At 65.3% G+C, this 23,195-nt stretch carries 24 protein-coding genes; 18 read left to right on the top strand and 6 right to left on the bottom strand.

Annotation, left to right across the window (positions count from 1 at the left end):
- Positions 1–16 precede the first annotated feature (16 nt).
- Genes miaB through dapF form a run of 3 tightly spaced genes read left to right on the top strand, consistent with a single transcriptional unit; the run spans position 17 to position 3,442 of the window.
- A complete protein-coding gene (miaB, locus tag CXR00_RS15510) occupies positions 17–1,546 on the top strand; it encodes a tRNA (N6-isopentenyl adenosine(37)-C2)-methylthiotransferase MiaB (RefSeq protein WP_104055410.1) in 1,530 nt (509 codons plus the stop codon).
- Between the two features lie 28 nt (positions 1,547–1,574).
- Positions 1,575–2,495 (top strand): tRNA (adenosine(37)-N6)-dimethylallyltransferase MiaA, encoded by a 921-nt coding sequence (gene miaA / locus CXR00_RS15515; RefSeq protein WP_104055411.1) that lies wholly within the window; start codon positions 1,575–1,577, stop codon positions 2,493–2,495.
- Positions 2,492–3,442 carry a diaminopimelate epimerase gene (gene dapF / locus CXR00_RS15520; protein ID WP_181032584.1) on the top strand — a complete coding sequence of 317 codons (951 nt, stop codon included), beginning with the start codon at positions 2,492–2,494 and terminating at the stop codon, positions 3,440–3,442. Before miaA ends, dapF begins: the two co-directional genes overlap by 4 nt.
- 86 nt (positions 3,443–3,528) lie before the next feature.
- On the opposite strand, the gene CXR00_RS15525 is transcribed toward dapF, so the two are convergent.
- Positions 3,529–4,149 (bottom strand): class I SAM-dependent methyltransferase, encoded by a 621-nt coding sequence (locus CXR00_RS15525; protein WP_104055412.1) that lies wholly within the window; start codon positions 4,147–4,149, stop codon positions 3,529–3,531.
- Between the two features lie 120 nt (positions 4,150–4,269).
- On the opposite strand from CXR00_RS15525, the gene hflX reads away from it, so the two are divergent.
- Both hflX and CXR00_RS15535 read left to right on the top strand, forming a co-directional pair.
- Positions 4,270–5,841, top strand: a complete 1,572-nt coding sequence (hflX, locus tag CXR00_RS15530; RefSeq protein ID WP_104055413.1) for a GTPase HflX — start codon at positions 4,270–4,272, stop codon at positions 5,839–5,841.
- A complete protein-coding gene (locus tag CXR00_RS15535; RefSeq protein WP_104055414.1) occupies positions 5,834–7,876 on the top strand; it encodes an ATP-dependent DNA helicase in 2,043 nt (680 codons plus the stop codon). The genes hflX and CXR00_RS15535 overlap by 8 nt, the downstream gene beginning before the upstream one ends.
- Positions 7,877–8,015: 139 nt before the next feature.
- Here CXR00_RS15535 and lexA read toward each other — a convergent pair whose 3' ends face one another.
- A complete protein-coding gene (lexA, locus tag CXR00_RS15540) occupies positions 8,016–8,846 on the bottom strand; it encodes a transcriptional repressor LexA (RefSeq protein ID WP_258060526.1) in 831 nt (276 codons plus the stop codon).
- A 416-nt stretch (positions 8,847–9,262) separates the two neighbouring features.
- On the opposite strand from lexA, the gene CXR00_RS15545 reads away from it, so the two are divergent.
- The 8 genes from CXR00_RS15545 (at position 9,263) to CXR00_RS15575 (ending at position 15,461) form a co-directional block, all read left to right on the top strand.
- Positions 9,263–9,727 carry a LysM peptidoglycan-binding domain-containing protein gene (locus CXR00_RS15545; protein ID WP_104055416.1) on the top strand — a complete coding sequence of 155 codons (465 nt, stop codon included), beginning with the start codon at positions 9,263–9,265 and terminating at the stop codon, positions 9,725–9,727.
- Positions 9,728–9,872: 145 nt separating this feature from the next.
- Positions 9,873–10,982, top strand: coding sequence for a histidinol-phosphate transaminase (locus tag CXR00_RS15550; protein WP_104055417.1), 1,110 nt, complete (start codon positions 9,873–9,875; stop codon positions 10,980–10,982).
- Positions 10,983–11,075: 93 nt separating this feature from the next.
- Positions 11,076–11,693 (top strand): imidazoleglycerol-phosphate dehydratase HisB, encoded by a 618-nt coding sequence (gene hisB / locus CXR00_RS15555; RefSeq protein ID WP_104055418.1) that lies wholly within the window; start codon positions 11,076–11,078, stop codon positions 11,691–11,693.
- A complete protein-coding gene (gene hisH / locus CXR00_RS15560) occupies positions 11,690–12,325 on the top strand; it encodes an imidazole glycerol phosphate synthase subunit HisH (RefSeq protein ID WP_104055419.1) in 636 nt (211 codons plus the stop codon). Before hisB ends, hisH begins: the two co-directional genes overlap by 4 nt.
- Positions 12,326–12,329: 4 nt before the next feature.
- A complete protein-coding gene (locus CXR00_RS18345; protein ID WP_181032386.1) occupies positions 12,330–12,488 on the top strand; it encodes a hypothetical protein in 159 nt (52 codons plus the stop codon).
- Between the two features lie 38 nt (positions 12,489–12,526).
- Positions 12,527–13,276 carry a bifunctional 1-(5-phosphoribosyl)-5-((5-phosphoribosylamino)methylideneamino)imidazole-4-carboxamide isomerase/phosphoribosylanthranilate isomerase PriA gene (priA, locus tag CXR00_RS15565; RefSeq protein WP_104055420.1) on the top strand — a complete coding sequence of 250 codons (750 nt, stop codon included), beginning with the start codon at positions 12,527–12,529 and terminating at the stop codon, positions 13,274–13,276.
- A 5-nt stretch (positions 13,277–13,281) separates the two neighbouring features.
- Complete coding sequence (locus tag CXR00_RS15570; RefSeq protein WP_104055421.1) at positions 13,282–14,130, top strand: SseB family protein; 849 nt, start codon at positions 13,282–13,284, stop codon at positions 14,128–14,130.
- A gap of 35 nt (positions 14,131–14,165) precedes the next feature.
- Complete coding sequence (locus CXR00_RS15575; protein WP_104055422.1) at positions 14,166–15,461, top strand: MFS transporter; 1,296 nt, start codon at positions 14,166–14,168, stop codon at positions 15,459–15,461.
- A gap of 79 nt (positions 15,462–15,540) precedes the next feature.
- Here the strand turns inward: CXR00_RS15575 and CXR00_RS15580 are convergent, their stop codons facing one another.
- The 3 genes from CXR00_RS15580 to CXR00_RS15590 form a co-directional block, all read right to left on the bottom strand.
- Positions 15,541–16,074, bottom strand: a complete 534-nt coding sequence (locus CXR00_RS15580) for a GNAT family N-acetyltransferase (RefSeq protein WP_181032585.1) — start codon at positions 16,072–16,074, stop codon at positions 15,541–15,543.
- Positions 16,075–16,180: 106 nt separating this feature from the next.
- Positions 16,181–16,864, bottom strand: coding sequence for a DUF1992 domain-containing protein (locus CXR00_RS15585; RefSeq protein ID WP_104055424.1), 684 nt, complete (start codon positions 16,862–16,864; stop codon positions 16,181–16,183).
- A gap of 133 nt (positions 16,865–16,997) precedes the next feature.
- Positions 16,998–17,426 carry a DUF1844 domain-containing protein gene (locus CXR00_RS15590; RefSeq protein ID WP_104055425.1) on the bottom strand — a complete coding sequence of 143 codons (429 nt, stop codon included), beginning with the start codon at positions 17,424–17,426 and terminating at the stop codon, positions 16,998–17,000.
- Positions 17,427–17,797: 371 nt separating this feature from the next.
- On the opposite strand from CXR00_RS15590, the gene infC reads away from it, so the two are divergent.
- The 5 genes from infC to CXR00_RS15615 all read left to right on the top strand — a co-directional run bounded on the left by infC (position 17,798) and on the right by CXR00_RS15615 (position 21,962).
- Positions 17,798–18,823 (top strand): translation initiation factor IF-3, encoded by a 1,026-nt coding sequence (gene infC, locus CXR00_RS15595; protein ID WP_258060546.1) that lies wholly within the window; start codon positions 17,798–17,800, stop codon positions 18,821–18,823.
- Positions 18,824–18,938: 115 nt separating this feature from the next.
- The gene (gene rpmI, locus CXR00_RS15600; RefSeq protein WP_104055427.1) at positions 18,939–19,133 is read left to right on the top strand and encodes a 50S ribosomal protein L35; all 195 of its coding nucleotides are present in this window, start codon (positions 18,939–18,941) and stop codon (positions 19,131–19,133) included.
- Between the two features lie 121 nt (positions 19,134–19,254).
- Positions 19,255–19,911: a 50S ribosomal protein L20 gene (gene rplT / locus CXR00_RS15605; RefSeq protein ID WP_104055428.1), complete on the top strand. Its 657-nt coding sequence runs from the start codon at positions 19,255–19,257 to the stop codon at positions 19,909–19,911.
- 53 nt (positions 19,912–19,964) lie between these two features.
- Positions 19,965–20,861 (top strand): RNA methyltransferase, encoded by an 897-nt coding sequence (locus tag CXR00_RS15610; RefSeq protein WP_258060528.1) that lies wholly within the window; start codon positions 19,965–19,967, stop codon positions 20,859–20,861.
- A 141-nt stretch (positions 20,862–21,002) separates the two neighbouring features.
- Positions 21,003–21,962, top strand: coding sequence for a cation diffusion facilitator family transporter (locus tag CXR00_RS15615; RefSeq protein WP_104055430.1), 960 nt, complete (start codon positions 21,003–21,005; stop codon positions 21,960–21,962).
- Here CXR00_RS15615 and CXR00_RS15620 read toward each other — a convergent pair.
- Positions 21,868–23,112 carry an MFS transporter gene (locus tag CXR00_RS15620; RefSeq protein WP_104055431.1) on the bottom strand — a complete coding sequence of 415 codons (1,245 nt, stop codon included), beginning with the start codon at positions 23,110–23,112 and terminating at the stop codon, positions 21,868–21,870. The genes CXR00_RS15615 and CXR00_RS15620 overlap by 95 nt on opposite strands.
- Positions 23,113–23,195 lie beyond the last annotated feature (83 nt).

Raw genomic sequence — 23,195 nt, forward strand, 5'->3', positions numbered from 1 at the left:
CAGGTACCCTAGGACTGTGAGTTTGACAGTATCTTCCCCGACATCTTCCCCGACCCCGTCCGAGCAGCATCACCGCACCTATCAGGTGCGGACCTTCGGGTGCCAAATGAACGTCCACGATTCCGAGCGCATTTCCGGCCTGCTGGAGAACGCCGGTTATGTTCCCGCGGAAGGCGACGAGGCCGACGTCGTCGTCTTCAACACCTGCGCGGTGCGGGAGAACGCGGACAACAAGCTGTACGGGAACCTGGGCATGCTCGCCCACGTCAAGGAAACTCGTCCGGGCATGCAGATTGCCGTGGGCGGGTGCCTGGCGCAGAAGGACCGCGACACCATCCAGCGCAAGGCGCCGTGGGTGGATGCCGTGTTTGGCACGCACAACATCGGCTCGTTGCCGGCCCTGCTGGACCGCGCCCGGCACAACGATGAAGCGCAGCTGGAAATCCTGGAATCCCTGGATGTTTTCCCCTCCACACTGCCCACCAAGCGCGACTCCGTCTACGCAGGCTGGGTCTCCATTTCCGTGGGCTGCAACAACACCTGCACGTTCTGCATTGTCCCTTCCCTGCGCGGCAAGGAACGGGACCGCCGCCCGGGCGAGATCCTCGCTGAAATCCAGGCGCTGGTGGACGACGGCGCGATTGAGGTTACGCTGCTGGGCCAGAATGTTAACTCGTACGGCGTGGAGTTTGGAGACCGGGGCGCCTTCGCCAAGCTGCTGCGGGCCTGCGGCACCATCGAAGGCCTGGAGCGTGTGCGCTTCACCAGCCCGCATCCGGCTGCGTTCACCCAGGACGTCATCGACGCCATGGCGGAAACCCCCAACGTGATGCCGCAGCTGCACATGCCGCTGCAGTCCGGTTCCGACAAGGTCCTCAAAGACATGCGCCGGTCCTACCGGTCCAAGAAGTTTCTCGGCATCCTGGACAGTGTCCGTGAGCGGATGCCGCACGCCGCCATCTCCACCGACATCATTGTGGGTTTCCCGGGCGAGACCGAAGAGGACTTCGCCGCCACGCTCGATGTCGTGGAGAAGTCCCGTTTCGCCACGGCCTTCACCTTCCAGTACTCCAAGCGCCCGGGCACCCCCGCCGCAGAGCTGCCGGACCAGCTGCCCAAGGCAGTGGTCCAGGAACGCTTTGAACGCCTCACCGCCCTGCAGGACCGCATCGCGGCCGAAGAGAATGCCAAACAGGTGGGCACCACAGTGGAAGTTCTGGTTACCGCCGGTTCCGGCCGCAAGTCCGAAGAAACAGGTCGCCTTTCCGGCCGTTCCCGTGATCAGCGCCTGGTGCACTTCTCGGTGCCCGAGGGCTGCGAGGTACCCCGGCCCGGAGACCTCGTCACCGTGCCCGTGACGTCCGCAGCTGCTTTCCACCTCGTCTCGGACCCTGCGACGGCAGCGGATTACTCGCTGCGCCGTTCACGCGCCGGTGACGCCTGGGACCGTTCACAGGCGGAATCGTGCGGAGTCCCCGCTCCGGGTGCTTCCGGCGGCAAAGCCGGTGTCTCCCTGGGCATGCCGGCACTGCCCCCGCGCTCCTAGTGCTGTCCCCGTCTCCCGGGTGCGTCCGGTGACTGCCGCCGAGGCTGCGCGCGCCCGCCCGGTCATCGCCGTCGTCGGCCCCACCGGCTCCGGCAAATCGGATCTGGGCGTTTCACTGGCCCTGCAGCTGGGCGGAGAAGTCATCAATGCCGACGCTATGCAGTTCTACCGGGGCATGGACATCGGTACCGCCAAGATCAGCGAGGCGGAGCGGCGCGGCGTTCCACATCACCTGCTGGACATCATGGATGTCCGGGAGGAAGCCAGCGTTTCGGCGTTCCAGGCATCCGCCCGCAGTCTCATCACGGAGATCCAGGGACGGGGAAAGTATCCGATCCTCGTGGGCGGGTCCGGGCTTTACGTCCGTGCGGCCCTGGATGTGCTGGACTTCCCGGGCACTGATCCGGCAGTGCGGTCTGCCATGGAACGTCAACTGGACGAACAGGGACTGGAGGCTCTGCGCGGGCGGCTGCGTGCAGTGGACCCGGTGTCCGCGGACCGGCTTGGCGACGGCCGCCGGGTGGTGCGGGCCCTGGAAGTCCACCAGCTGACGGGCAGGCCGTTCAGTTCCTTCATGCCCGTCCGGGAGTACTTCCAGCCGGCAGTCCAGATCGGCCTGAGCGTGGAGCGCAGCCTGCTGCATCAGCGGCTGGCAGCACGCGTGGACCGGATGGTGGACCGAGGCCTGCTCGCCGAAGTGGAAGACCTCGCCGGCCGCGGCCTGCGCGAGGGCCGGACTGCCGGCCGCGCCCTGGGGTATTCCCAGTTCCTGCGCGTGCTGGACGGCGAATCGTCAGTGGCCGAGGCAGTCGAACAGACAGTGGTGGCTACCCGGCAGTTCGCGCGCCGCCAGCTCACCTGGTTCCGCGCAGATCCGCGGATCACCTGGCTGGACTGGGACGACCCCGAACTGACCGGCAAGGCTGCCGCCGCTATCCTTGAACAGTGAACACAACTCTCTCTTCTGCTCTGTCCGCTTCCGGCTTACCCGCTTCTCTTGCCGGTTTGCCCTTCGCCAAAGGCCACGGCACCGGCAACGACTTTGTGCTGGTGGCCGACCCCGACGGGGGACGCGAAGTGACGCCTGCCGAAGTGGCGGCGGTATGCGACCGGCACCGCGGCATAGGCGCAGACGGATTCATCAGGGCCGTGCGTTCCGAGCACCTGCCTGAAGGCCAGGCCCTGCTGCAAAGTGATCCCGCTGCGGAGTGGTTCATGGACTACCGCAATGCGGACGGCAGCATCTCCGAGATGTGCGGCAACGGGGTGCGGGTCTTCGTGCACTTCCTGCTCGCCGAGGGGCTGGTGAACCTGGCCGAAGGGGAAACCCTGACCATCGGCACCCGCGCCGGCATCAAAACAATCACCCGGGTGGACAGCGGCTACGCCGTGGACATGGGTCCCTGGGAGTTCATCTACCCCGACCATGCCGCCGCGAAGGCCATGGACGCCGTCGTCAACGCCGACGGCCTGGAAGTTCCGCGCCCCGGGCTGTCCGTCAGCATGGGAAACCCGCACACAGTGGTGGCCCTGGCCGAACTGTCCGAACTCGCAGCCACTCAACTGACGGCGCCGCCCACGGTGCAGCCGGAGCCGGAGAACGGCACCAACGTGGAATTTGTGGTCCCCGCCGAGCCTCTGGTGGAAAACGGCGTGGGTCTGCTGACCATGCGCGTGCATGAGCGCGGTGTGGGGGAGACCCTTTCCTGTGGCACCGGCGCCTGCGCAGCAGCCGTTGCCATCCGTTTCTGGGCCGGCCGGGATGCCCCGAACGATTGGGCGGTCACGGTGCCCGGCGGCGTCGTCGGGGTCCGTTTCCTGACTGCTGAAGACGGCCGCGAGCACGTGGAACTCAGCGGCCCCGCCGTCATTGTGGCGCGCGGAACCCTACTCTAGGAACGGCCGGAATAAACCCCTGCGACGGGCGGTTGAAGCTGTCATGGAATTCAAAACCGGTGTTAGTGCGGCCCGCCGCTGAGCAGTCAGCTGTCTTCGGGACTGCGGGTAATTTTGAGGATCCGGAAGGATTTGGCGGTGCTGTGCCGGGACACCGAGTATCCGGACCCCAGCTGCTCGGTCATCCATTTCTGCAGTGAATCCGCTCCCAGGTTTTTCTGCACCACCAGCCACGCGGTTCCTTCCGGCGCCAGCCGCGGCAGCCACAGAAGCAGGAGCGCATGCAACTCGTCCTTGCCGATGCGGATGGGCGGATTGGACCAGATGGTGTCGAACCGCAGCTGCGGATCGACGTCCTCGGGCCGGCTGGCAGTGACATTGTCCAGGCCCAGTGCGGCGGCATTGTCACGGGTCAGGGCCAGGCACCGCTCGTTCACATCCACGGCGTACACGCGGGCTGCCGGGGATTTCAGGGCCATGGTCAGCGCCACCGGCCCCCAGCCGCAGCCAATGTCCAGCAAATTCCCCTCCGGGGAGGGGGACGGAACTTCGTCCAGCAGAATCACAGTGCCTTTGTCGATGCCGTCGGGGCTGAAGATGCCGCCGGAGGTAACGAGGGTACGCTCCCGGCCATCGAGCGTGACATGGAGCGGCCGGCGGACCTCGGGCCCGGACGGCTGTGAACTGAAGTAATGGTCTGAACCCATAACAAACCAGATTAGTGGGTCTGCGGCAGGCAGCGGAAACCGGATTCAGCGGCGGGCAAATCGCGCCCCCAAATGTCCGTGCCCTGACTTACCATGGAGAACACGGCTTATAAGGAGAATATGACGATCAACAATTCCCGTCCTGGCACGTCCGGTTCCGCTCAGCCCACACCGGAGCTGAGCCCCGAAGACATCCAGGGGGTCATTGACAGGATCCTCGCCAAGGAAAGCGCTGCGGAGGCCAAAGCTCCCGCCCGGGACGTCCCGCGCGGCAGAGCCCAGGCTCTCTCTTCCGAGGACGCCGGGCATTCAGTGCACGACGGCGACCAGGAAGACCTTCGCGAGCGGCACGCACTGCGGCGCGTGGCCGGCCTGTCCACCGAACTCGAAGACGTAACCGAAGTCGAGTACCGCCAGCTTCGCCTGGAGCGGGTGGTACTGGCCGGACTGTGGAGCGAAGGAACGGCGGCCGACGCCGAGAATTCCCTGCAGGAACTGGCAGCCCTCGCCGAAACGGCAGGCTCCGAGGTGCTCGACGGCGTCATCCAGCGCCGCCTGAAGCCCGATCCGGGCACCTTCTTGGGATCCGGCAAGGCCCAGGAACTCAAGGACATCGTGGCCGCCACCGGCGCTGACACGGTCATCGTGGACAGCGAACTGGCCCCGTCCCAGCGCCGCGGACTGGAAGACATCGTCAAGGTCAAGGTCATCGACCGGACGGCCCTCATCCTGGACATCTTCGCCCAGCATGCCAAGTCCCGCGAGGGCAAGGCCCAGGTGGAACTGGCCCAGCTCGAGTACCTGCTGCCGCGACTGCGCGGCTGGGGCGAATCCATGTCCCGGCAGGCCGGCGGCCAGGTGGGCAGCGCAAGCGCCGGCATGGGTTCACGTGGTCCCGGTGAAACCAAGATTGAGCTGGACCGGCGGAAGATCCGTACCCGGATGGCGAAACTGCGGCGCGAAATCGCGGGCATGAAACCTGCACGCGAAACCAAGCGGGCCAACCGCCAGCGCAACCAGGTTCCTTCGGTGGCTATCGCCGGGTACACCAACGCGGGCAAGTCGTCGCTCCTGAACCGGCTGACGGATGCCGGTGTCCTCGTCGAGAACGCCCTGTTCGCCACCCTGGACCCCACCATCCGCAAGGCCCAGACCGAAGACGGGATCGGCTACACCCTGGCGGACACCGTCGGATTTGTCAGGTCGCTGCCGACCCAGCTGGTGGAAGCCTTCCGCTCCACGCTGGAGGAAGTGGCGGACGCTGACCTGATCCTGCACGTCGTGGATGCCTCCCATCCTGACCCGGAGGGCCAGATTGCCGCCGTCCGCACTGTGCTGACGGATGTTGATGCCCGCAAGATTCCGGAAATCATCGTCCTGAACAAGGCCGATGCCGCCGATCCGTTTGTCCTGGAACGCCTCCGGCAGAAGGAACGCCGCCACGTGGTGGTCTCCGCCCGTACCGGTGAAGGCATCGACGAGCTGCTGCAGGCGATCTCCGAAGGGATTCCCCGCCCCGCGGTGGACCTGACGCTGATGGTTCCCTACGACCGCGGAGACGTGGTCTCCCGGCTGCACAGCCCGGACACTGAAATCCTGTCCGTGGACCACTCCGAAACCGGAACCCGGCTGCATGTCATGGTCCGCGAAGGCCTTGCTGCTGAACTGGAGCCGTTCGTCACCCATGAGTAAAGACACCACCGGCGAAGTCCTGGAACTTCTGGACACCGCCGTTGCCGGCATGGGCGGACAAAACCGCCCGGGCCAGCATGAAATGGCCCGACAGGTCACGCAGGCCATAGACGAAGGAAAGCACCTGCTGGTTCAGGCGGGCACCGGAACCGGCAAATCGCTGGCCTATCTGGTGCCGCTGATCCATCACTCGCTGGAGAGCACCAAGCCGACGCTGGTGTCCACTGCAACGCTGGCCCTGCAGTCCCAGATTGTGGGCCGGGACCTGCCTCGGCTGCTCAAGACCCTTCAGCCGCAGCTCCCCCGCGAAGTGGACGTGGCACTGCTCAAGGGCCGCAGCAATTATGTCTGCCTGCACAAGACCGGCGGGGGATTTCCTGAAGAGGAAGATCCCGCCGGTGCCCTGTTCACGCTGGGAGATGACCATGGCGTCGCCCACCCTTCACCGGCTCCCACCTCGGCCATGGGCCGGGAAGTGGTGCGGCTGCGTGAATGGGCGGAGGAAACGGACACCGGCGACCGGGATGATCTGGTCCCGGGTGTGAGTGACCGGGCCTGGCGGCAGGTATCGGTGACTTCCATGGAGTGCCTGGGAGCACAGAAGTGTCCGGTCGCCGCTGAGTGCTTCAGCGAGCGTGCCCGTGCACAGGCCGCCGTGGCCGACGTCGTGATCACCAACCATGCGATGCTGGCGATTGCTGCCTTCGAAGGCCTGGCCGTGCTGCCGGACTATGACGTGGTGGTCATTGACGAGGCGCACGAACTGCAGGACCGCGTCACCGGTGCTGTCACCGGCCAGCTCTCCGGCACGGTGATTACTGCCGCTGTTACCGCAGCGCGCAAACACACCTCTGCCAGCGTGGAGGAGCTGGCGCAGGCGGCACGTGCCTTTGAGCAGTCCATGGAGGGTGTTCCCTCCGGCCTGCTGGCCAGCGGGCTGAACGAAGAGCAGGAACAGGCCGTGGGGCGCGTTCGCGAGGCCTGCCGAGTGGCGCTCTCTGATTCCAAGCCCGAGCCCGGGGAAACCGCAGACGGCGGCCGGCAGACGGCCCGTTCACGGCTTATGGCCGTGCTGACTGTCTGCGAGCGGCTGATCTCGGCACCGGCGGCCGGCGAGGTGATTTGGGCGTCCCGGCCCAGTTCCTTCTCCCCGTCGGGAGGTTTTTCACCGCCCGACGAGACCGCCCCCGCCACCCTGAACGTTGCTCCGCTGTCAGTAGCGGGACGGCTGCGTGAAGGATTGTTTGACGGGCACACCGTTGTCCTGACCTCGGCAACCCTGGCGATCGGCTCCGAGTTCGGGCCGGTGGCCGGTGCCCTGGGCCTGTTGGGTCCGGGTGCACCGTCCTGGACCGGAACCGACGTCGGCAGTCCCTTCGATTACCCGCGCCAGGGGATTCTGTATGTGGCCAAGGACCTGCCCAAGCCGGAGCGGGGTACCTCCGAGGCTCAGCTGAATGAAATCGAAGCGCTGCTTAAGGCCTCCAACGGCGGCGCGCTGGGCTTATTCTCCTCCCGGCGAGCGGCCGAAGATGCCGCCGATGCCATGCGCACCCGGGTGGATTTCCCCATCCTGTGCCAGGGGGAATCTTCCATGTCTTCACTGGTCAAGCAGTTCTCTGAAGAGCCGGACACCTGCCTCTTCGGCACCATGTCGCTATGGCAGGGCGTGGACGTTCCCGGAGCCGCGTGCCGGCTTGTCCTCATCGACCGCATCCCGTTTCCCCGTCCCGATGACCCGCTGATGACCGCCCGCACCCGAGCAGTGGCCAAGGCCGGAGGCAACGGGTTCATGTCCGTGGCGGCGACCCATGCCGCCGTGCGTCTGGCACAGGGCGCCGGGCGCCTGATTCGTGCGGCGGGGGACCGCGGTGTGGTGGCTGTCCTGGACTCCCGGCTGGCCACGGCCCGGTATGGGGGCTTCCTGCGCGCAGCGCTGCCGCCGTTCTGGTCCACCACGGACCGCTCCGTGGTGCTCTCCGTTTTGGGCCGGCTCGCAGAGCAGTCGGCAGCCGAGGAGCTGTCGGCGGGATAGGCGGGCTGCGGGGGCAACCGCGGCACTCTGCGGCCCAGTGAGGCCGGGCAGCAAAGACATGGACATGCAAATGGCGGCCGGAATATTTCCGGCCGCCATTTGCGTGCTTTCCGCTGCAGGGATCCCGCCGGGACATCGGCTAAAGAGCGCGCATCACCGAGACAACTTTGCCCATGATGACGGCGTGATCGCCCACAATGGGCTCGTACCGCGTGTTCTGCGGCAGCAGCCAGGTGTGGCCGTTGCGCTGCCGGAAGGTCTTGACCGTGGCTTCATCGTCGAGGAGGGCAGCCACAATGTCACCGTTCTCAGCTGTCGGCTGGCGGCGCACAACCACCCAGTCACCGTCGCAGATGGCGGCATCAACCATGGAGTCTCCCGAAACCTTCAGCATGAAAAGGTCACCGTGTCCCACCAGCTGACGGGGCAGCGGCATGATGTCCTCCACCACCTGCTCCGCAAGGATGGGTCCGCCGGCGGCGATGCGGCCGACCAGCGGCACCATGGCGGTATCAACGGAGGTGGCAAGCTCGGTTACCGAGGCCAGCGCCGGGGTTGAGCCTGCGCCCTCTTCATGCTGGTCTCCGGTGCGCCCCGCAGCGCCGGCTGAAGGGCTGTTGTCCGTGCCGGAGCCGGGGCGTCCCGGCCCCTCTTCGGCTGCCGTACCGGAGGACCCGTCACGGAGCATCAGGGGAATGAGGATTTCCATGGCGCGGGGGCGCTTCGGATCACGGCGGATGTAGCCGAGCTTCTCCAGCTGCATGAGCTGGTGGGTCACGCTGGACAGGCTGGCCAGGCCAACCGTGTCGCCGATTTCGCGCATGGTGGGCGGATAGCCGTTGGTGCTCACGGACCGCTGAATCATCTCCAGGACGGTCTTCTGCCTGGGGGTGAGCCCTTTGGCGCGCGCACGGGTGCCTGTGGCAGCTGGTTTGTTGGTGCTGTCTTCGGAAGCAGTCCTGCGGGCCACGTCGGGTTCCCTTCGGGTCAGCTGGTCCCGGCAATGCCGGGGCTGGTCGGTAAATGTCTAATCGGTACAAGCCGGGACGTATTGGCCGTGCAAGCCGTTCCGGCGGTTATGTCAGAGGCAGCTGATTCAGTGATCCTGAGGAACCGCTCCGACGCCTGGGCTTCGAGTCGATCCGCAGAACCCGTTGAAGGTTCCCTCTTGTCCTCAACGTTAAGCGAGCAGTGCGGTGTTTTCAAACATTTGTTCGAGCGAGTCTCGACTTTATTAGTAGATAAGTGCTAGAAATAACTCAGCAGAAATCGAACATACTTTCGACAGCCGCCCTCAGCGGAGGTTCGGGTAAGTCGATCAGCTTCCAATCGTTCGAATATGGCTTCGGGTATTTCCTGCAGCCATCGAACCGGAAAGGCGTTGCAATGACAACCCAAACAGTCCCGACAGCTCGAACAGCTGATTCGAGTCATACAGCTGCTTCAATCCATACAGCTGCGTCAAAAACAGCTGCGTCAAACACATCTCCCTCACAGCACCTCGATTCCCGGCCTTCAAATCCTTCCCTGCCGGTCAAGGCGAACTCGCTGCACCTGACTCGCAGGGGCCGTCTGGTTTTCATCGGCCTCCCGCTGATGCTCGCCGCAGCGGCTGCGCTCATTGTGCTGGGTTTCTTCACTGCTCCCGCCATGGCCTCCAGCGGGGGGCCGGACGTGACAAGAACCGTCCAGGTCAGTGTGGCTGCGGGTGAGTCCCTGTGGGGCCTGGCGCAGGAGTTCGCTCCTGAGCGTGACCCGCGGGATGTCATGGAAGACATCATGGAACTCAACAACCTGACTGAATCCCGCCTCATCGTTGGTGCTCAGCTTTACATCCCCGTTGAACGCTGAGCCGGCAACAACGCTGAGCCGCAACACCTCAGGACGAAACACCCAGAGCCAAACAAGTCAGTGCTCAACAACGCGGGACGTAACAAGGCAGGGCGTGCAGCCCGCAGATTCTTCCCGCTCCGCCTTCGAGTCTTAAGCTGTACAGGTGACTGAACAGCTGGCGAGACTCAACCGACTTCCTCTGCGCGATGACCTCCGCGGACTGACGCCCTATGGCGCACCCCAGTTGGATGTGCCCATCCTGCTGAATGTCAACGAGAATACGCATGGCCTGCCGAAATCCGTGCGGGAGGCGATTGCGATCTCTGTGGAGCGGGCCGTGGCCGGACTGAACCGCTACCCGGACCGGGAATTCACGGAACTGCGGGACCGGCTTGCCGCTTACCTCGGCCACGGACTGACCTCCGAAAATATCTGGGCCGGGAACGGCTCGAACGAGGTCCTGCAGCAGATTCTCCAGGCGTTCGGCGGTCCCGGACGGACGGCCATGAGTTTCCCTCCCACTTATTCCATGTATCCGCTGCTCGCCAGCGGCACCGGCACCCGCTACGTCACGGGACACCGAAGCGACGACTTCGGGCTTACGGCTGAGTCAGCTGCAGAACAGGTTCGCGCCGAGGCGCCGAACATCGTCTTCCTTTGCACTCCGAACAACCCCACCGGCACAGCACTTTCACTGGATGTTGTGGAGGCCGTCTACGAGGCGGGGGCCGCGTCAGAGGCCATCGTGATCGTGGATGAGGCCTACGGCGAGTTCTTCCATGCCGGCACTCCGAGCGCCCTGGAACTGCTGCCGGGACGCGAGCGCCTGATCGTCTCACGCACCATGAGCAAAGCCTTTGCGCTCGCCGGAGCCCGGATCGGCTACATGGCAGCCGCCCCCGAGGTTACCGATGCCCTCCGCCTGGTGCGGCTGCCGTACCACCTGTCCGCCATCACGCAGGCCACCGCCAACGCTGCGCTGGAACACGCAGATGCTTTGCTGGCCAACGTTGAGGACATCAAGGTTCAGCGCGACCGCATTGTCTCCGAGCTGCAGGATCTGGGTCTGAAGCCCGCCCCCTCAGACGCGAACTTCGTCTTTTTCGGCGGAATGGAGGATCCCCGGGCCGTCTGGGAAGGCCTGCTGGAGGCAGGCGTCCTGGTGCGCGACGTCGGGATCCCCGGCCATCTGCGTGTCACCGCCGGCACGGAACCGGAGACCAGCGCCTTCCTCGCCCGCCTCCGCGAACTGCTGGCCGCCGGCATCCGGTAACTGGGCCGGGCGCCCGCGCTGCCGCGGCCGGAACAGCACCGGCCGGCAGACACTAAACTGTTAGCAGAGACCATCTTCTTTCAAAGGAAAACCATGACCGTGGAAACCACCACCGGCCGCACAGCCCGCCTCGAACGGGTTACCAGTGAATCGTCAGTGGTAGTGGAGCTGGACCTGGATGGAACCGGCCAGTCCAACATCAGCACGTCCGTGCCGTTCTATGACCACATGCTGACAGCCCTGGCCAAGCATTCCCTGATGGATCTCACGGTCCAGGCGACCGGGGACACTCACATTGATGTCCACCACACCGTCGAGGACATCGCCATCAGCATCGGCGAGGCGCTGAAGACGGCGCTGGGCAACAAGGCTGGGATCCGGCGCTTCGGCGAAGCAACGGTTCCACTGGATGAGGCACTGGCCAATGCAGTGGTGGACATCTCCGGTCGGCCCTATCTCGTGCACACGGGGGAGCCGGCAGGACAGGAATACCACCTGATCGGCGGGCACTTCACCGGCTCGCTTACCCGCCATGTCTTTGAAGCGATCACCCTGCACGCCCAGATCTGCCTGCACATGACCGTCCTCGGAGGACGCGACCCCCACCACATCGTGGAGGCCCAGTTCAAGGCCTTCGCCCGGGCGCTGCGTGCTGCCGTGGAATCGGATCCCCGCGTCGAGGGCATCCCCTCCACCAAGGGTGCCCTGTGAGCCGCAATGTCACAGTCCTGGACTATGGCTCCGGAAACATCCGGTCAGCTGTCCGCGCCCTGGAACATGTGGGAGCCAATGTCACCCTGAGCTCCAAATCCGCCGACGTCCTGAACGCCGACGGGCTGCTGGTGCCCGGCGTCGGCGCCTTTGCCGCGGTGATGCAGGGCCTGAAAGAGGTTGACGCGCTGCGCCTGATTGGTCGCCGCATTGCCGGCGGACGTCCCGTGATGGGCATCTGCGTAGGCCTTCAGGTCCTCTTCGACGAGGGCGTGGAGCACGGCGTGCGGACTCCCGGAATGGGGGAGTGGCCCGGAGTCGTGGAACGCCTGGACGCCGAAGTGGTGCCGCACATGGGGTGGAACACCGTGGAGCCGCCGGCTGGTTCCGAGCTTTTCGCCGGCATCGAGGATGAGCGTTTCTACTTTGTGCACAGCTACGGCGTGCAGAAGTGGGACTTCGACGTGACCCAGCCCGCCATGCGCGCACCCCAGGTCACCTGGTCCGAGCACGGCAGCCGCTTCATTGCCGCTGTGGAGAACGGTCCGCTGACCGCAACACAGTTCCATCCGGAAAAGTCCGGTGACGCCGGTGCGGCGCTGCTGGAAAACTGGCTGAAGACGCTGGGTTAGGGCTATGTGGAGCGTCATCCTGATGGGCCTTGCCGGAATTCTGATCGGCGGCGCCATTTCCTTCCGCCGCCAGGGCATGTCCAAAATCATCACCATTAGTTTCTGGGTCCTTGCGGGAATGTCCCTGCTCGGCGCCTACCTCCTGATCGACAGCAGCGTCTGACCAATCGCCGCTGCCGGAATTCCCACGGAAAGCAAAACATGTCACTTGTTGAAACACCCGTCCTTGAACTTCTGCCCGCCGTTGACGTAGCTGACGGCCAGGCCGTCCGCCTGGTTCAGGGTGAAGCCGGCAGCGAAACCAGCTACGGTGATCCGCTCGATGCGGCCATGGCCTGGCAGAACGACGGCGCCGCCTGGGTTCATTTGGTGGACCTCGACGCAGCCTTCGGCCGCGGCTCCAACCTGCCCCTGCTCAAACGCGTTGTTGACCAGCTGGACATCAAGGTGGAGCTGTCCGGCGGCATCCGCGACGACGCGTCCCTGGACATGGCCCTGGAACTGGGCGCCAGCCGCGTCAATCTGGGCACCGCCGCACTGGAAAACCCGGAGTGGACCGCCAGTGCCATTGCCCGCTACGGCGAGGCCATCGCCGTCGGCCTCGATGTCCGCGGCACCACCCTGGCAGCCCGCGGCTGGACCAAGGAAGGCGGCGACCTGTGGGAGGTCCTGGCCCGTCTGGAAGACGCCGGCTGCCCGCGCTACGTAGTCACCGACGTCACCAAGGACGGAACCCTGCGCGGACCGAACCTTGAACTCCTGCGCGAGGTGCTGCAGCGCACCGACCGCCCCGTGGTCGCCTCAGGTGGCATCTCGTCCCTGGATGACCTGGCCGCTCTGCGCGAACTTGTTCCCCTGGGCCTGGAAGGCACGATTGTGGGCAAGGCCCTCTATGCAGGCGCCTTCACCCTGCCGCAGGCCTTCGACATCGCCGGCCATCCGGAGCGCTAGGACCCATGGCTGAGCGCGCCCTTCCCGGCCACATTGCCGCCGCCCTCGCCGGGGCAGGCGGTCCGGCCGATTCCGCCGGGCAGTCCTGGGCCGGCCGGGACCTCTCCGGCGACGGCAACCCGCTCCATAATTTCGACGCCGACGACGGCAGCGCCGATGCCGGCTACCTCGCAGCGCTGGCTGCGCTGGAGGACGGCAGCGGCACCGAAGCACAGGTGGTGGCCACGCTGGCCACCGCCCGGGTGTTTGTCCCCATTGTCGCCAGCCTGGCCGAGGAAGCGGAATCCGATCACGGCCTGGTTGCGGACAAGGAAGCAGACATGGCTTTGGTCACGCTGACGGCGCCGGACGGACGCAAGGCCCTGCCGGTGTTCACGTCCGTTCCCGCGCTGCAGAACTGGCATCCGAAGGCCCGTCCTGTTGCTGTGTATGCCGCCCGTGCGGCGCTCTCAGCCGTATCGGAGGAGGCGCAGCTGCTGGTGGTGGACCCCGGCGCGGACATTACCTTCGTGGTGCGCCGCCCGGCCATGTGGGCCCTGGCCCGGCAGCGGGACTGGACTCCGTCCTACGCGGACCAGGAAGTCGCCCGGGCCGTGTCTGCTGCGGTCGACGTCGAACCGTCCGTTACCGGAGTTGAGCTTGTCCAGGCCCCGGCAACGGCGACCCGGTCGGCGCGCGGAACGGTCATCGCCGGAGGCGGTGCCGGTCCTGAGCTTAGAATGGTTCTTCACCTGGCACCGGGACTGGATGCGCAGGCGGTGCAGGGCATCGCCGGATTGCTGCAGCAACGGCTCGCTGCCGATCCTTTGTTTGTTGAGCGCGTGGATTCCCTGGAACTCAAGATCACGCGCTGACCCGTTGGGCGGGGGACCGCCGGAAGAGAAGTGCTGTGAATTTTGCCTCCTACGGGGAGCTGCTCCGTGTCGCCCCGATCCGCCGGCTGCTGCTGGTTGGAATGATTGCCCGGTTCCCGCACTCGGCGGCCGGAGTGCTGCTGACCCTGCACGTGGTCATGACCATGGACATGGGATATGCCAAGGCCGGCGCCGTAGCTGCCGTGGTCACGGTGGGCATCGCCTTCGGCGCCCCGTGGCGCGGCCGCCGGGTGGACAATGTGGGCCTGCGCCGGGCCCTGATTCCCTCCGTCATTTCCGAGGCGGTCATCTGGTCCATCGCTCCGCACGCCAGCTATGAGTGGCTGCTGGTGCTGGCACTGATCGGCGGCGTCTTCACGCTTCCGGTCTTCAGCGTGGTGCGGCAGTCCCTGGGCGTGATGGCAACGGGAGAGCAGCGCCGAACGGCCTTTGCCCTGGACTCCATCGCCACCGAGCTTGTCTTCATGGGCGGACCGGCACTGGGCGCCATCCTGGCCACCTCGCTCTCCTCCGTGGTGGGACTGACCCTGGTGGGAATTTCGACGTCGCTCGCCGGCCTGCTCCTGATCTGGTTCAACCCGCCCACCCGGTCCGAGAATCCGCAGAAGGCCGCCACCGAGGTCCAGGAGCGGGAAGCCGCCAACGCTGCCGTCGTGGCTGCCGCTCCCGCGCACCTGGCAGAGGCCTCTTCGGAGCTTCAGCCGCTGGCGGTGCTGAGCCGGCGGGCGCGGCTGCGCTCGGGTTTCTCCTGGTTCACGCTCAGCGTGGCCGTGGTTTTTGCCGTGGCGGTGGGCGCGGGACTGCTGCTGTCCAGCTCCGACGTCGGCATCGTGGCCCTGGTGGAATCCTCCGGCAACCCGCAGGAAGTGGGAATCGTCTTTGCCGCCTGGTGCGCCGCATCCGTGGTGGGCGGGCTGATCTACGGGGGAATGCGCCGGCGGATCTCGCCGATGCTGCTCCTGCTGGCGATGGCCGTTCTGACTCTTCCCATGGCCCTGGCCACGGACACGATCAGTTTGGCGCTGCTGTCCATTCCGGCCGGGCTGCTCTGCGCTCCGGTGCTGTCCTCCGCGTCCGAACGTGTGGCCGATCTGGTTTCTGAAGAGCGCCGGGGTGAAGCCATGGGCTGGTATGGATCCGCGCTGACGTCCGGCACGGCTCTCGGCGCCCCGCTGGCCGGCGCGGCCATTGACATTGTGGGTCCGTGGGCAGGCTTTGCCTTCGCCGGGGTCTCTGCGTCGCTGCTGGTGCTGGTCACCCTGACCGTACGAAAGTTCAGCCGGCGCGGCGAGCGGCTCTCAGCGGTGTGACCTTCGGGGGAGCTGCACGGCAGCCTCGGAAGCAAATCCCCAGTACCCGGCGGGTCATCAAACTTTCGGGCGGGTGCAGTTAACCGCCGGTGTTCAGACGCGAATAGACAGCCACGTCCATGCGCCGATTCCCCACCGGCAGTGCGGCGCGCAGGACACCGTCCAGGGCGAAGCCCAGCCGCTTGGCCACTGCCGTACTCCGCTGGTTGTCGGCAACCGTTCGGATTTCCACCCGGAGCATGCCGGCTTTCCGGGCGTGCTCCAGCAGTGCCCGGCAGGAACGGGTCACGGCGCCCCTGCCTTCATGGTCCGCGTGGATCCAATAGCCCAGCTCCGCGGTTTTCAGGTAGGAGTTGAGCCGCACGGACGCGGCGCCGATCAGCGAGTCCCCACAAATAATTACGGCGGGAAGTACGGTTCCGGCAACGAAGTCCGCAAGCTGTGCGCGGGTGAAATCCACCGACCCTGACAGGGTCTGTTCCTCATGAGCCCAGGGTTCCCAGGGCTGGAGCCGGTCCAGGTTTCGAAGCGTCAGCTGATGCATCTCCTCGGCCGTGTCCAGGGTGCGCAGTCCTAGGGAAAAGCCGCCGCCGATGTCATGGATAAATTGCATGAGGTACATCCTGCCGCGTCGGCCGGCGGACGGAGCGGACATTTCCCTAGCGTGTCCACTGCCGGCTTGAGCGAATCCAGCGGCGCCCTTTCGGTGCGTTCAGAGGTCAGGCATTGCCCTGCGGGCCGCGCAACCGGCCGCGCAACCGTCCACCCATACGGTGCACCCAGCCGCGGAAGCCGGGCTGCTGCGCCTTGCCCGCGACTCCGCTTCCGCCGGGTTCTACAAATCGGGCTACGGGGCTCTCCTCGGCCGAGCCTGCCCGCAGTCCGCGCCGTGCCCGCCAGCCGAGCATCTCTTCGTCAACGTTCCGGAGCTTGGTGATGACGGGAGGCCCGCCCTGCAACTGGCGGCGTGCCTCGATGACGCGGACGTTGAAGTCCTCTACGGCGTCGCGCACCTGGCGTTCGGACGGCAGCTCATCCAGCCGCTCCTCGAATTTCTCGTCCTCCACGCGCAGCAGCAGAGCCGGCGGCCCCAGTCCGCTGATATTCTCGCGTTTGATCAGCCGCTTGATCCACCAATCCGGGTCGGGATCATCAAGGCCGGGAATCGGCTTGCCGGCGTACTGCAGATTGTCGAACTCGCCGCGTCCCATGGCGTCCCTGATGAGGTAATCCGCCTTCTGTGCCTCACTGAACTTCCGGCGTTTCTCGAGTGCTTCCCCGGATTCCGAGGCGCCCAGGCCCTCGGGCAGCTTGTATCCGGCTGCTTCGGCTGTTCCGGCGGCTTTGAGCCGTGCCGCCTGTTCCAATCGCTTCCGGTAACCTGCCGCACCGCCGCCGGCCATTGCGCGTCACCGCCTCCCGTTATGCGTCCCAATGAACGTCCCGTTCAGGTTACTCAACCGGCACGGGCACAGAAAAGCCCGGCGGGCCTGCCGGAAACGGCGGGCCCACCGGGCTCAGGGGAAAACGGAGGAACTAGTTGACGGGACCGGTGAACTTCTCGCCCGGGCCCTTGCCCGGAGCGTCCTGAATTTCGGAGGCCTCGCGGAAAGCCAGCTGGAGCGAACGCAGTCCGTCACGCAACGGTCCGGCATGCTGGCTGCCAATCTCAGGTGCGGCCGCAGTCACGAAACCGGCCAGAGCCGTAATCAGCTTGCGGGCCTCATCCAGGTCCTTCAGCTCCTCGGCGTCCTCGCCGTCGGCCAAACCGCACTTGACGGCCGCAGCGCTCATCAGGTGAACGGCAGCGGTGGTGATAACTTCAATAGCGGGAACCTCGGCGATATCGCGCATCTGGGCCGCCACTTCCTGCTCTTCAGCGGACGGGGCGTGCACCTCTTCCGTGGTTCCGGGGAAAGAATGGCGGGTGTGCTCGCCCGCCGGGTTGCTCTGTGGGGTACTCATACTGGTAAGCTTGTCACAGACCGACTGGTTGTCGTTACTTTCAGCGCCTTTTGCAGGCACCGCCCTTCACCGGGCGGATGTTGAGAGTTTCACATCAGCCAGTATGCAAGCGGAGACTCCTCCCACCCGCGTCAGCCTGATCTTCAGTCCACGTGCCCTAGGGCGCCTGTGCAGAAGCAGAGTTGCCGGGTATGGTCGGCCCCCGGTGGGTGCCAGGCATTGCCTGGCCAACCAACCCGGGAGGTTGCTGCTGATGCGGCACCCGCCGACCCCTCGAGGCCTCCGATTGCGCGTGCAATTGGGGGCCTTCTTCAGTTGCAGGCGGTAGCCGTTTTGAATAAAACAGGAGCTGCAACATTAGCGAGCCAAGAATCAATGATCGAATCCGCGTCCCTGAGGTGCGGCTGGTAGGACCGGCTGGAGAGCAAGTTGGGGTTGTCCGTATCGAAGACGCCCTGCGTCTCGCTGCCGAATCCGACCTGGATCTTGTTGAGGTGGCACCGCAGGCTAAGCCTCCGGTGTGCAAACTAATGGACTTCGGCAAGTACAAGTACGAAGCCGCCGTCAAGGCCCGTGAGGCACGCAAGAACCAGACGAACACCGTCCTGAAGGAAATCCGGTTCCGTCTGAAGATTGACACCCACGACTACGAAACCAAGCGCGGGCATGCCATGCGCTTCCTTGCAGCAGGTGACAAGGTCAAGGCCATGATCCAGTTCCGCGGCCGCGAACAGCAGCGTCCGGAAATGGGCATGAAGCTGCTGAACAAGTTCGCAGCCGACGTCGCCGAGGTGGGTGTGGTTGAGTCCACTCCGCGCATCGACGGCCGCAATATGGTCATGGTTATCGGCCCGCTGAAGAACAAGGCCGAGGCCAAGGCCGAAGCACGCCGTGCAACGCAGCGCGCTGACGCCAAGGCAGCCAACGAGGCCGCCAAGAACGGCGAGGCTCCTGCTCGGGTGGATACTTCCGCCGAGAACAAGGCGCCCCTGACGCAGAGTCTGGCAGATCTTCTGCCGGACGGCCTGCGGCTGGGTTCCTCCGCTGCGGAGGCCGATAAGGCGCGCGCAGAGAAGGAAAATGCTGACAAGGAAATGGCCGAGAAGCGGGCACAGGCAGCAGCCGAGAAGGCCGCATCCGACGCACGCCGCGCAGCTCAGGCTGCCAAGGCTCCGGCTCCGCAGCCGGCCGCTGAAACGCCGGCAGCTCCGGCTGCACCCGCTGAAGCTAAGCCTGCAGCCGCCCCGAAGCCGGCCGCAGTGCCCAAGCCCACGGCAATGAAGCCTGCACCGAAGCCCGCTGCCCGGCCCAAGCCGGCTGCTGCGCCCAAACCTGCTGGCAAGGCTGCTCCTTCACGGGGTGCAGCAAGCCAGAACAAGCCCGGAACTGCCGAGTAAGTCTCAGCTTTTCCTGCAGGACGTCCCGGCGTCCAGTAACAACCCCTGGCATCTGTAAAGGTGCCCAAAGCCCCGCGGGTCCAGGCCCGCGGAAACCTAAAGGAGATCGGTAGTCATGCCGAAGATGAAGACCCACAGTGGCGCCAAGAAGCGCTTCAAGCTGACCGGAACCGGCAAGCTCAAGCGCCAGCAGGCCAACCGCCGCCACTACCTCGAGCACAAGCCGTCCACGCTGACGCGCCGCCTCGCCAGTGACAAGCTTGTTGCCCCGGCAGATGCCAAGGTCATCAAGAAGATGCTGGGCATCTAGTCTTTCCCCCTCGACAGGCGGCCCGTCCGGGCCGCCGTCACCACACCAAGCTTTTCCGGGCCTGAGTACCAGGCAAGAGCACCTCGCGGTGCACGGAAGATTTATCTGAAGGAGTACGCACGTGGCACGTGTGAAGCGGGCGGTAAACGCCCACAAGAAGCGCCGGGTTATTCTCGAGCGCGCCAAGGGTTACCGCGGACAGCGTTCACGCCTGGTCCGCAAGGCCAAAGAGCAGCTGCTGCACTCGTTTGTGTACAGCTACGGCGACCGCCGCAAGCGCAAGGGTGACTTCCGCCGCCTGTGGATCCAGCGCATCAATGCTGCATCCCGCGCCAACGGCCTGACCTACAACCGTCTGATCCAGGGCCTGAAGGCCGCTGAGATCCAGGTTGACCGCCGCATGCTGGCCGAACTGGCCGTCAACGACGCCGCCGCGTTCGCCACGCTGGTCCAGATCGCCAAGAACGCTCTGCCGTCCGACACCTCGGCTCCGGCCGTTGCCGCTGCTCCGGCTCCCGCCGCCAAGGCCGCTCCGGCCAAGGCTGCCAAGCCGGCCGCTGCTGTTGCCGACGCTCAGGGTGGCTTCAAGGCTTCCGAGGGCGACGCTCCCGAGGGCTTTGTCATCAAGGGCAACCTGGGCTCCGGCAAGTACCACGTTCCGGGTTCCACCTGGTACGAGCAGACCGTTGCTGAGTACTGGTTCAACTCCGTGGAAGCAGCTAAGGCTGCCGGCCTGGAGCCTGCTGGCGGAGAATCCCGCCAGAAGTTCCAGGGCTAGAAATCGGTTATTAGCCGATCATGAGTATCGATGGGCGCCCGCCGGCTCCGTTAATGTCCAACCCCCGAGCAGATCGGGTCAGGGATGTTGCGAAGCTGGCCGGGCGCCCAGCGCGTTTAAAGACCGGCCGCTTTGTCGCCGAAGGACCGCAGGCCGTCCGCGAGGCGCTGCTGTCCCACCGGGACGACGTCCAAAGCGGCGGCGCCGGCGTCGTGCTAGAAGTCTTCGCCACCCAAACGTGCCTTGACCGGCTGCCCGAACTGGCGGATCTGGCCGGTGACGTGTCGCTGCGCCTGGCCACGGATGAAGTCATCGGCGCGATGGCCACCACCATCTCCCCGCAGGGCATCGTGGCCGTGTGCCGCATCCAGGACTACGACCTGGATGAAGTACTGGCTTCCGGAGCCCGGCTGATTGCTGTTTTGTGTGAAGTCCGAGACCCCGGAAACGCCGGAACAATCCTTCGCGCCGCTGATTCCGCCGGTGCCGACGCCGTGGTGCTGACGGCCTCAAGCGTGGATATCCACAACCCCAAAGCCGTGCGCTCCACTGCCGGCTCCCTGTTTCACCTGCCGGTGGTTACCGGCGTGGAATTCGATTTCCTCATGTCAGCCTTCCGCGCCCACGGCCTGACCGTTTTGGCAGCGGATGGCTACGGCAGCGTGGACCTTGACCGGCTGCAGGACGAAAGCGCCCTCCGCCGTCTGGCTCCCCAGCAGGCCGGGGCCGACGACGGCGCTTCCGCGGCTTCTGCGGGCCCGGCTCAGCCCCGCCTGGAAAACTCCACGGCCTGGCTGTTTGGCAATGAGGCCCAGGGGCTGTCCGAGGGCCAGCTTGCCGACGCCGATTACCGCGTGGCCGTTCCTGTCTACGGGCGGGCCGAAAGCCTGAACGTGGGAACCGCGGCCACCGTTTGCCTGTACGCTTCGGCGCGTGCGCAAAACCGCTGAACCACTGCCTGAATCCATTGCGTGACTCGAGCCCCGCTGCGGCCGTCCGCAACTGATAAGTACCCTTCCTAACCGCTAAAGTAACCGCAGGACAAATCCCCGGAGAGCGGGGAGACCATACTTGCGAAGCGGGTTTCCATCATGTCTGCCAGCGGCGGTAATAAGGCGGTGGTTGCGGCGCTGTCTGCCAACCTCGTCATTGCGTTCCTGAAGTTCCTTGCGTTCGCCCTGACGCGCTCCTCGTCGATGCTCGCCGAAGCAATTCACTCGGTGGCGGATTCCGGCAACCAGGTTCTCCTTCTGGTGGGCGGCAAGCGTGCCGCCCGTCAGGCCAGCCCGGAACATCCTTTCGGCTACGGCCGCGAGCGGTACATCTACGCATTCATCGTCTCCATAGTCCTGTTCAGTGTGGGTGGCCTGTTTGCCCTATATGAGGCGTACTCCAAGTGGCAGGACCCGCATCCGATCGAGGGACAGTGGTGGTGGGTGCCGCTGGCGGTTTTGGTGGGTGCGATCCTGGCCGAGGGTTTCTCCTTCCGGACAGCCATGCGCGAATCCAACCGGACACGCGGCAAGAAGTCCTGGATCGACTTTGTCCGCACCGCAAAGGCTCCGGAACTTCCCGTGGTGCTGCTCGAGGACTTCGGTGCACTGCTGGGACTGCTCTTTGCACTGTTCGGCGTGAGCCTGACCCTCGTCACAGGAAACGGTGTCTGGGATGCCGCCGGAACAGCCATGATCGGACTTTTGCTCGTGGCCATCGCGGCAGTGCTGGCAGTGGAAACCAAATCACTGCTGCTGGGTGAATCGGCCACCGCAAGCGACGTTCGCCGCATCGAAGAGGCCATCACCGCGGACGGAACCCGGATCATTCACCTCAAGACCCTGCACCTGGGCCCCGAGGAACTGCTGGTAGCCGCGAAAATTTCCGTGGACAGGTGTGAAACGGGTGAGCACATCGCCGAAGCCATTAACGGAGCCGAAAGTCGGATCCGGGAGGCAGTTCCTATTGCGCGGGTGATTTACCTGGAACCGGATGTGTACGTGCAGCCTCAGCCACAGCAGGCTGCCGGGGATCCTTCCGGTCCAGCCGGCCGCTGATCAGGGCGATGCCCAGTCCCATCAGGGCCAGGACGGCACCGACGACGGCGGGGGAGCGGTAGCCCCAGCCCCAGGCAATGACCAATCCGCCCAGCAGCGCGCCGAGGGCGTTGGCCATGTTCAATGCGGAGTGGGTCAGGGATGACGCCAGGGACTGCGCGTCGGGGGACACATCCAGCAGGCGCGTCTGCAGCGGCGGAACCAGCATGGAACCGATGGCTCCCACCAGGAACACCAGCGCCAGGGCTCCGGCCTTGTACTGGACCAGCCAGGCATACGAGGCCAGAATCACGACCGTGCCGGCCAGGATCCCGTAGATGCTCCGCATGACGCTGCGGTCCGCCAGGCGTCCGCCGGCGATGTTCCCCACCACGTTGCCGAGACCGTAGAGTCCAACGATCAGGGGCAGGAGGTCGGTACTGAAGCCGGCGACATGGGTCATGGTCGGGGAAATATACGCATACACGGCGAAGAACCCGCCGAAGCCCACCGTGCCCACCAACAGGGCCAGCCACACCTGTACCCGCCGCAGGGCTCCCAGTTCGCGGCGGATACTGGCGCCGGGAAGGGTCGCCTGGTGCGGTACGAAGCGCACCATCAGGATGACTGTGAGCAGTCCGATCAATCCCACGAGGACGAACATCCAGCGCCATCCGGCCTGCTGTCCCAGCCAGGTGGCGAAGGGAACGCCGACGACGTTGGCAATGCTCAGGCCGAGCATCACCATGGAGATGGCCCGTGCGCGGCGCGTGGGAGCGACCAGTGAGGCGGCGATGACGGCGGCGACGCCAAAGAAGGCTCCGTGCGGAAGCCCGGAAACAAAGCGGGTGACCAGGAGCCACTGGTAGTCGGGAGCAAAAAACGAGGACAGGTTTCCGACGGCAAAGAGCATCATCAGCCCCACGGCCAGCTTTTTACGGGGCATGCGTGCGCCCAGTGCTGCGAGGACGGGGGCCCCGACCACCACGCCCAGGGCGTAAGCAGAAATGACGTGGCCGCCGGCAGGCACGGAAATGCCCAGATCGGTGACCATTTCCTGCAGCAGGCCCATGATCGCGAACTCGGTGGTGCCGATGGCAAAACCGCCAACCGCGAGGGCGAAGATGGCAAGGGAAGCCCGCTTGGCATTGAGCGCGGGTGCTAGAGACATGGAACTCTTTCGGAAAGGATGCGGTTGAGCGGATGGACGGCGCCCGGGTGCGTGGACCGAAACAAAGAATGCAGGGAAGGACG

Source organism: Arthrobacter sp. 9E16 (assembly GCF_002929435.1).
GTDB classification, from domain to species: domain Bacteria; phylum Actinomycetota; class Actinomycetes; order Actinomycetales; family Micrococcaceae; genus Arthrobacter_B; species Arthrobacter_B sunyaminii.

Coding starts and splice junctions, on each gene's coding strand:
- hisB (WP_104055418.1), top strand. CDS start 11,076: ATGACCGTGGAAACCACCACCGGCCGCACAGCCCGCCTCGAACGGGTT.
- CXR00_RS15590 (WP_104055425.1), bottom strand. CDS start 17,426: ATGAGTACCCCACAGAGCAACCCGGCGGGCGAGCACACCCGCCATTCT.
- CXR00_RS15615 (WP_104055430.1), top strand. CDS start 21,003: ATGTCTGCCAGCGGCGGTAATAAGGCGGTGGTTGCGGCGCTGTCTGCC.
- CXR00_RS15570 (WP_104055421.1), top strand. CDS start 13,282: ATGGCTGAGCGCGCCCTTCCCGGCCACATTGCCGCCGCCCTCGCCGGG.
- CXR00_RS15525 (WP_104055412.1), bottom strand. CDS start 4,149: ATGGGTTCAGACCATTACTTCAGTTCACAGCCGTCCGGGCCCGAGGTC.
- CXR00_RS18345 (WP_181032386.1), top strand. CDS start 12,330: ATGTGGAGCGTCATCCTGATGGGCCTTGCCGGAATTCTGATCGGCGGC.
- CXR00_RS15580 (WP_181032585.1), bottom strand. CDS start 16,074: ATGCAATTTATCCATGACATCGGCGGCGGCTTTTCCCTAGGACTGCGC.
- CXR00_RS15535 (WP_104055414.1), top strand. CDS start 5,834: ATGAGTAAAGACACCACCGGCGAAGTCCTGGAACTTCTGGACACCGCC.
- CXR00_RS15610 (WP_258060528.1), top strand. CDS start 19,965: ATGTCCAACCCCCGAGCAGATCGGGTCAGGGATGTTGCGAAGCTGGCC.
- hflX (WP_104055413.1), top strand. CDS start 4,270: ATGACGATCAACAATTCCCGTCCTGGCACGTCCGGTTCCGCTCAGCCC.
- CXR00_RS15545 (WP_104055416.1), top strand. CDS start 9,263: ATGACAACCCAAACAGTCCCGACAGCTCGAACAGCTGATTCGAGTCAT.
- priA (WP_104055420.1), top strand. CDS start 12,527: ATGTCACTTGTTGAAACACCCGTCCTTGAACTTCTGCCCGCCGTTGAC.
- rpmI (WP_104055427.1), top strand. CDS start 18,939: ATGCCGAAGATGAAGACCCACAGTGGCGCCAAGAAGCGCTTCAAGCTG.
- CXR00_RS15585 (WP_104055424.1), bottom strand. CDS start 16,864: ATGGCCGGCGGCGGTGCGGCAGGTTACCGGAAGCGATTGGAACAGGCG.
- CXR00_RS15620 (WP_104055431.1), bottom strand. CDS start 23,112: ATGTCTCTAGCACCCGCGCTCAATGCCAAGCGGGCTTCCCTTGCCATC.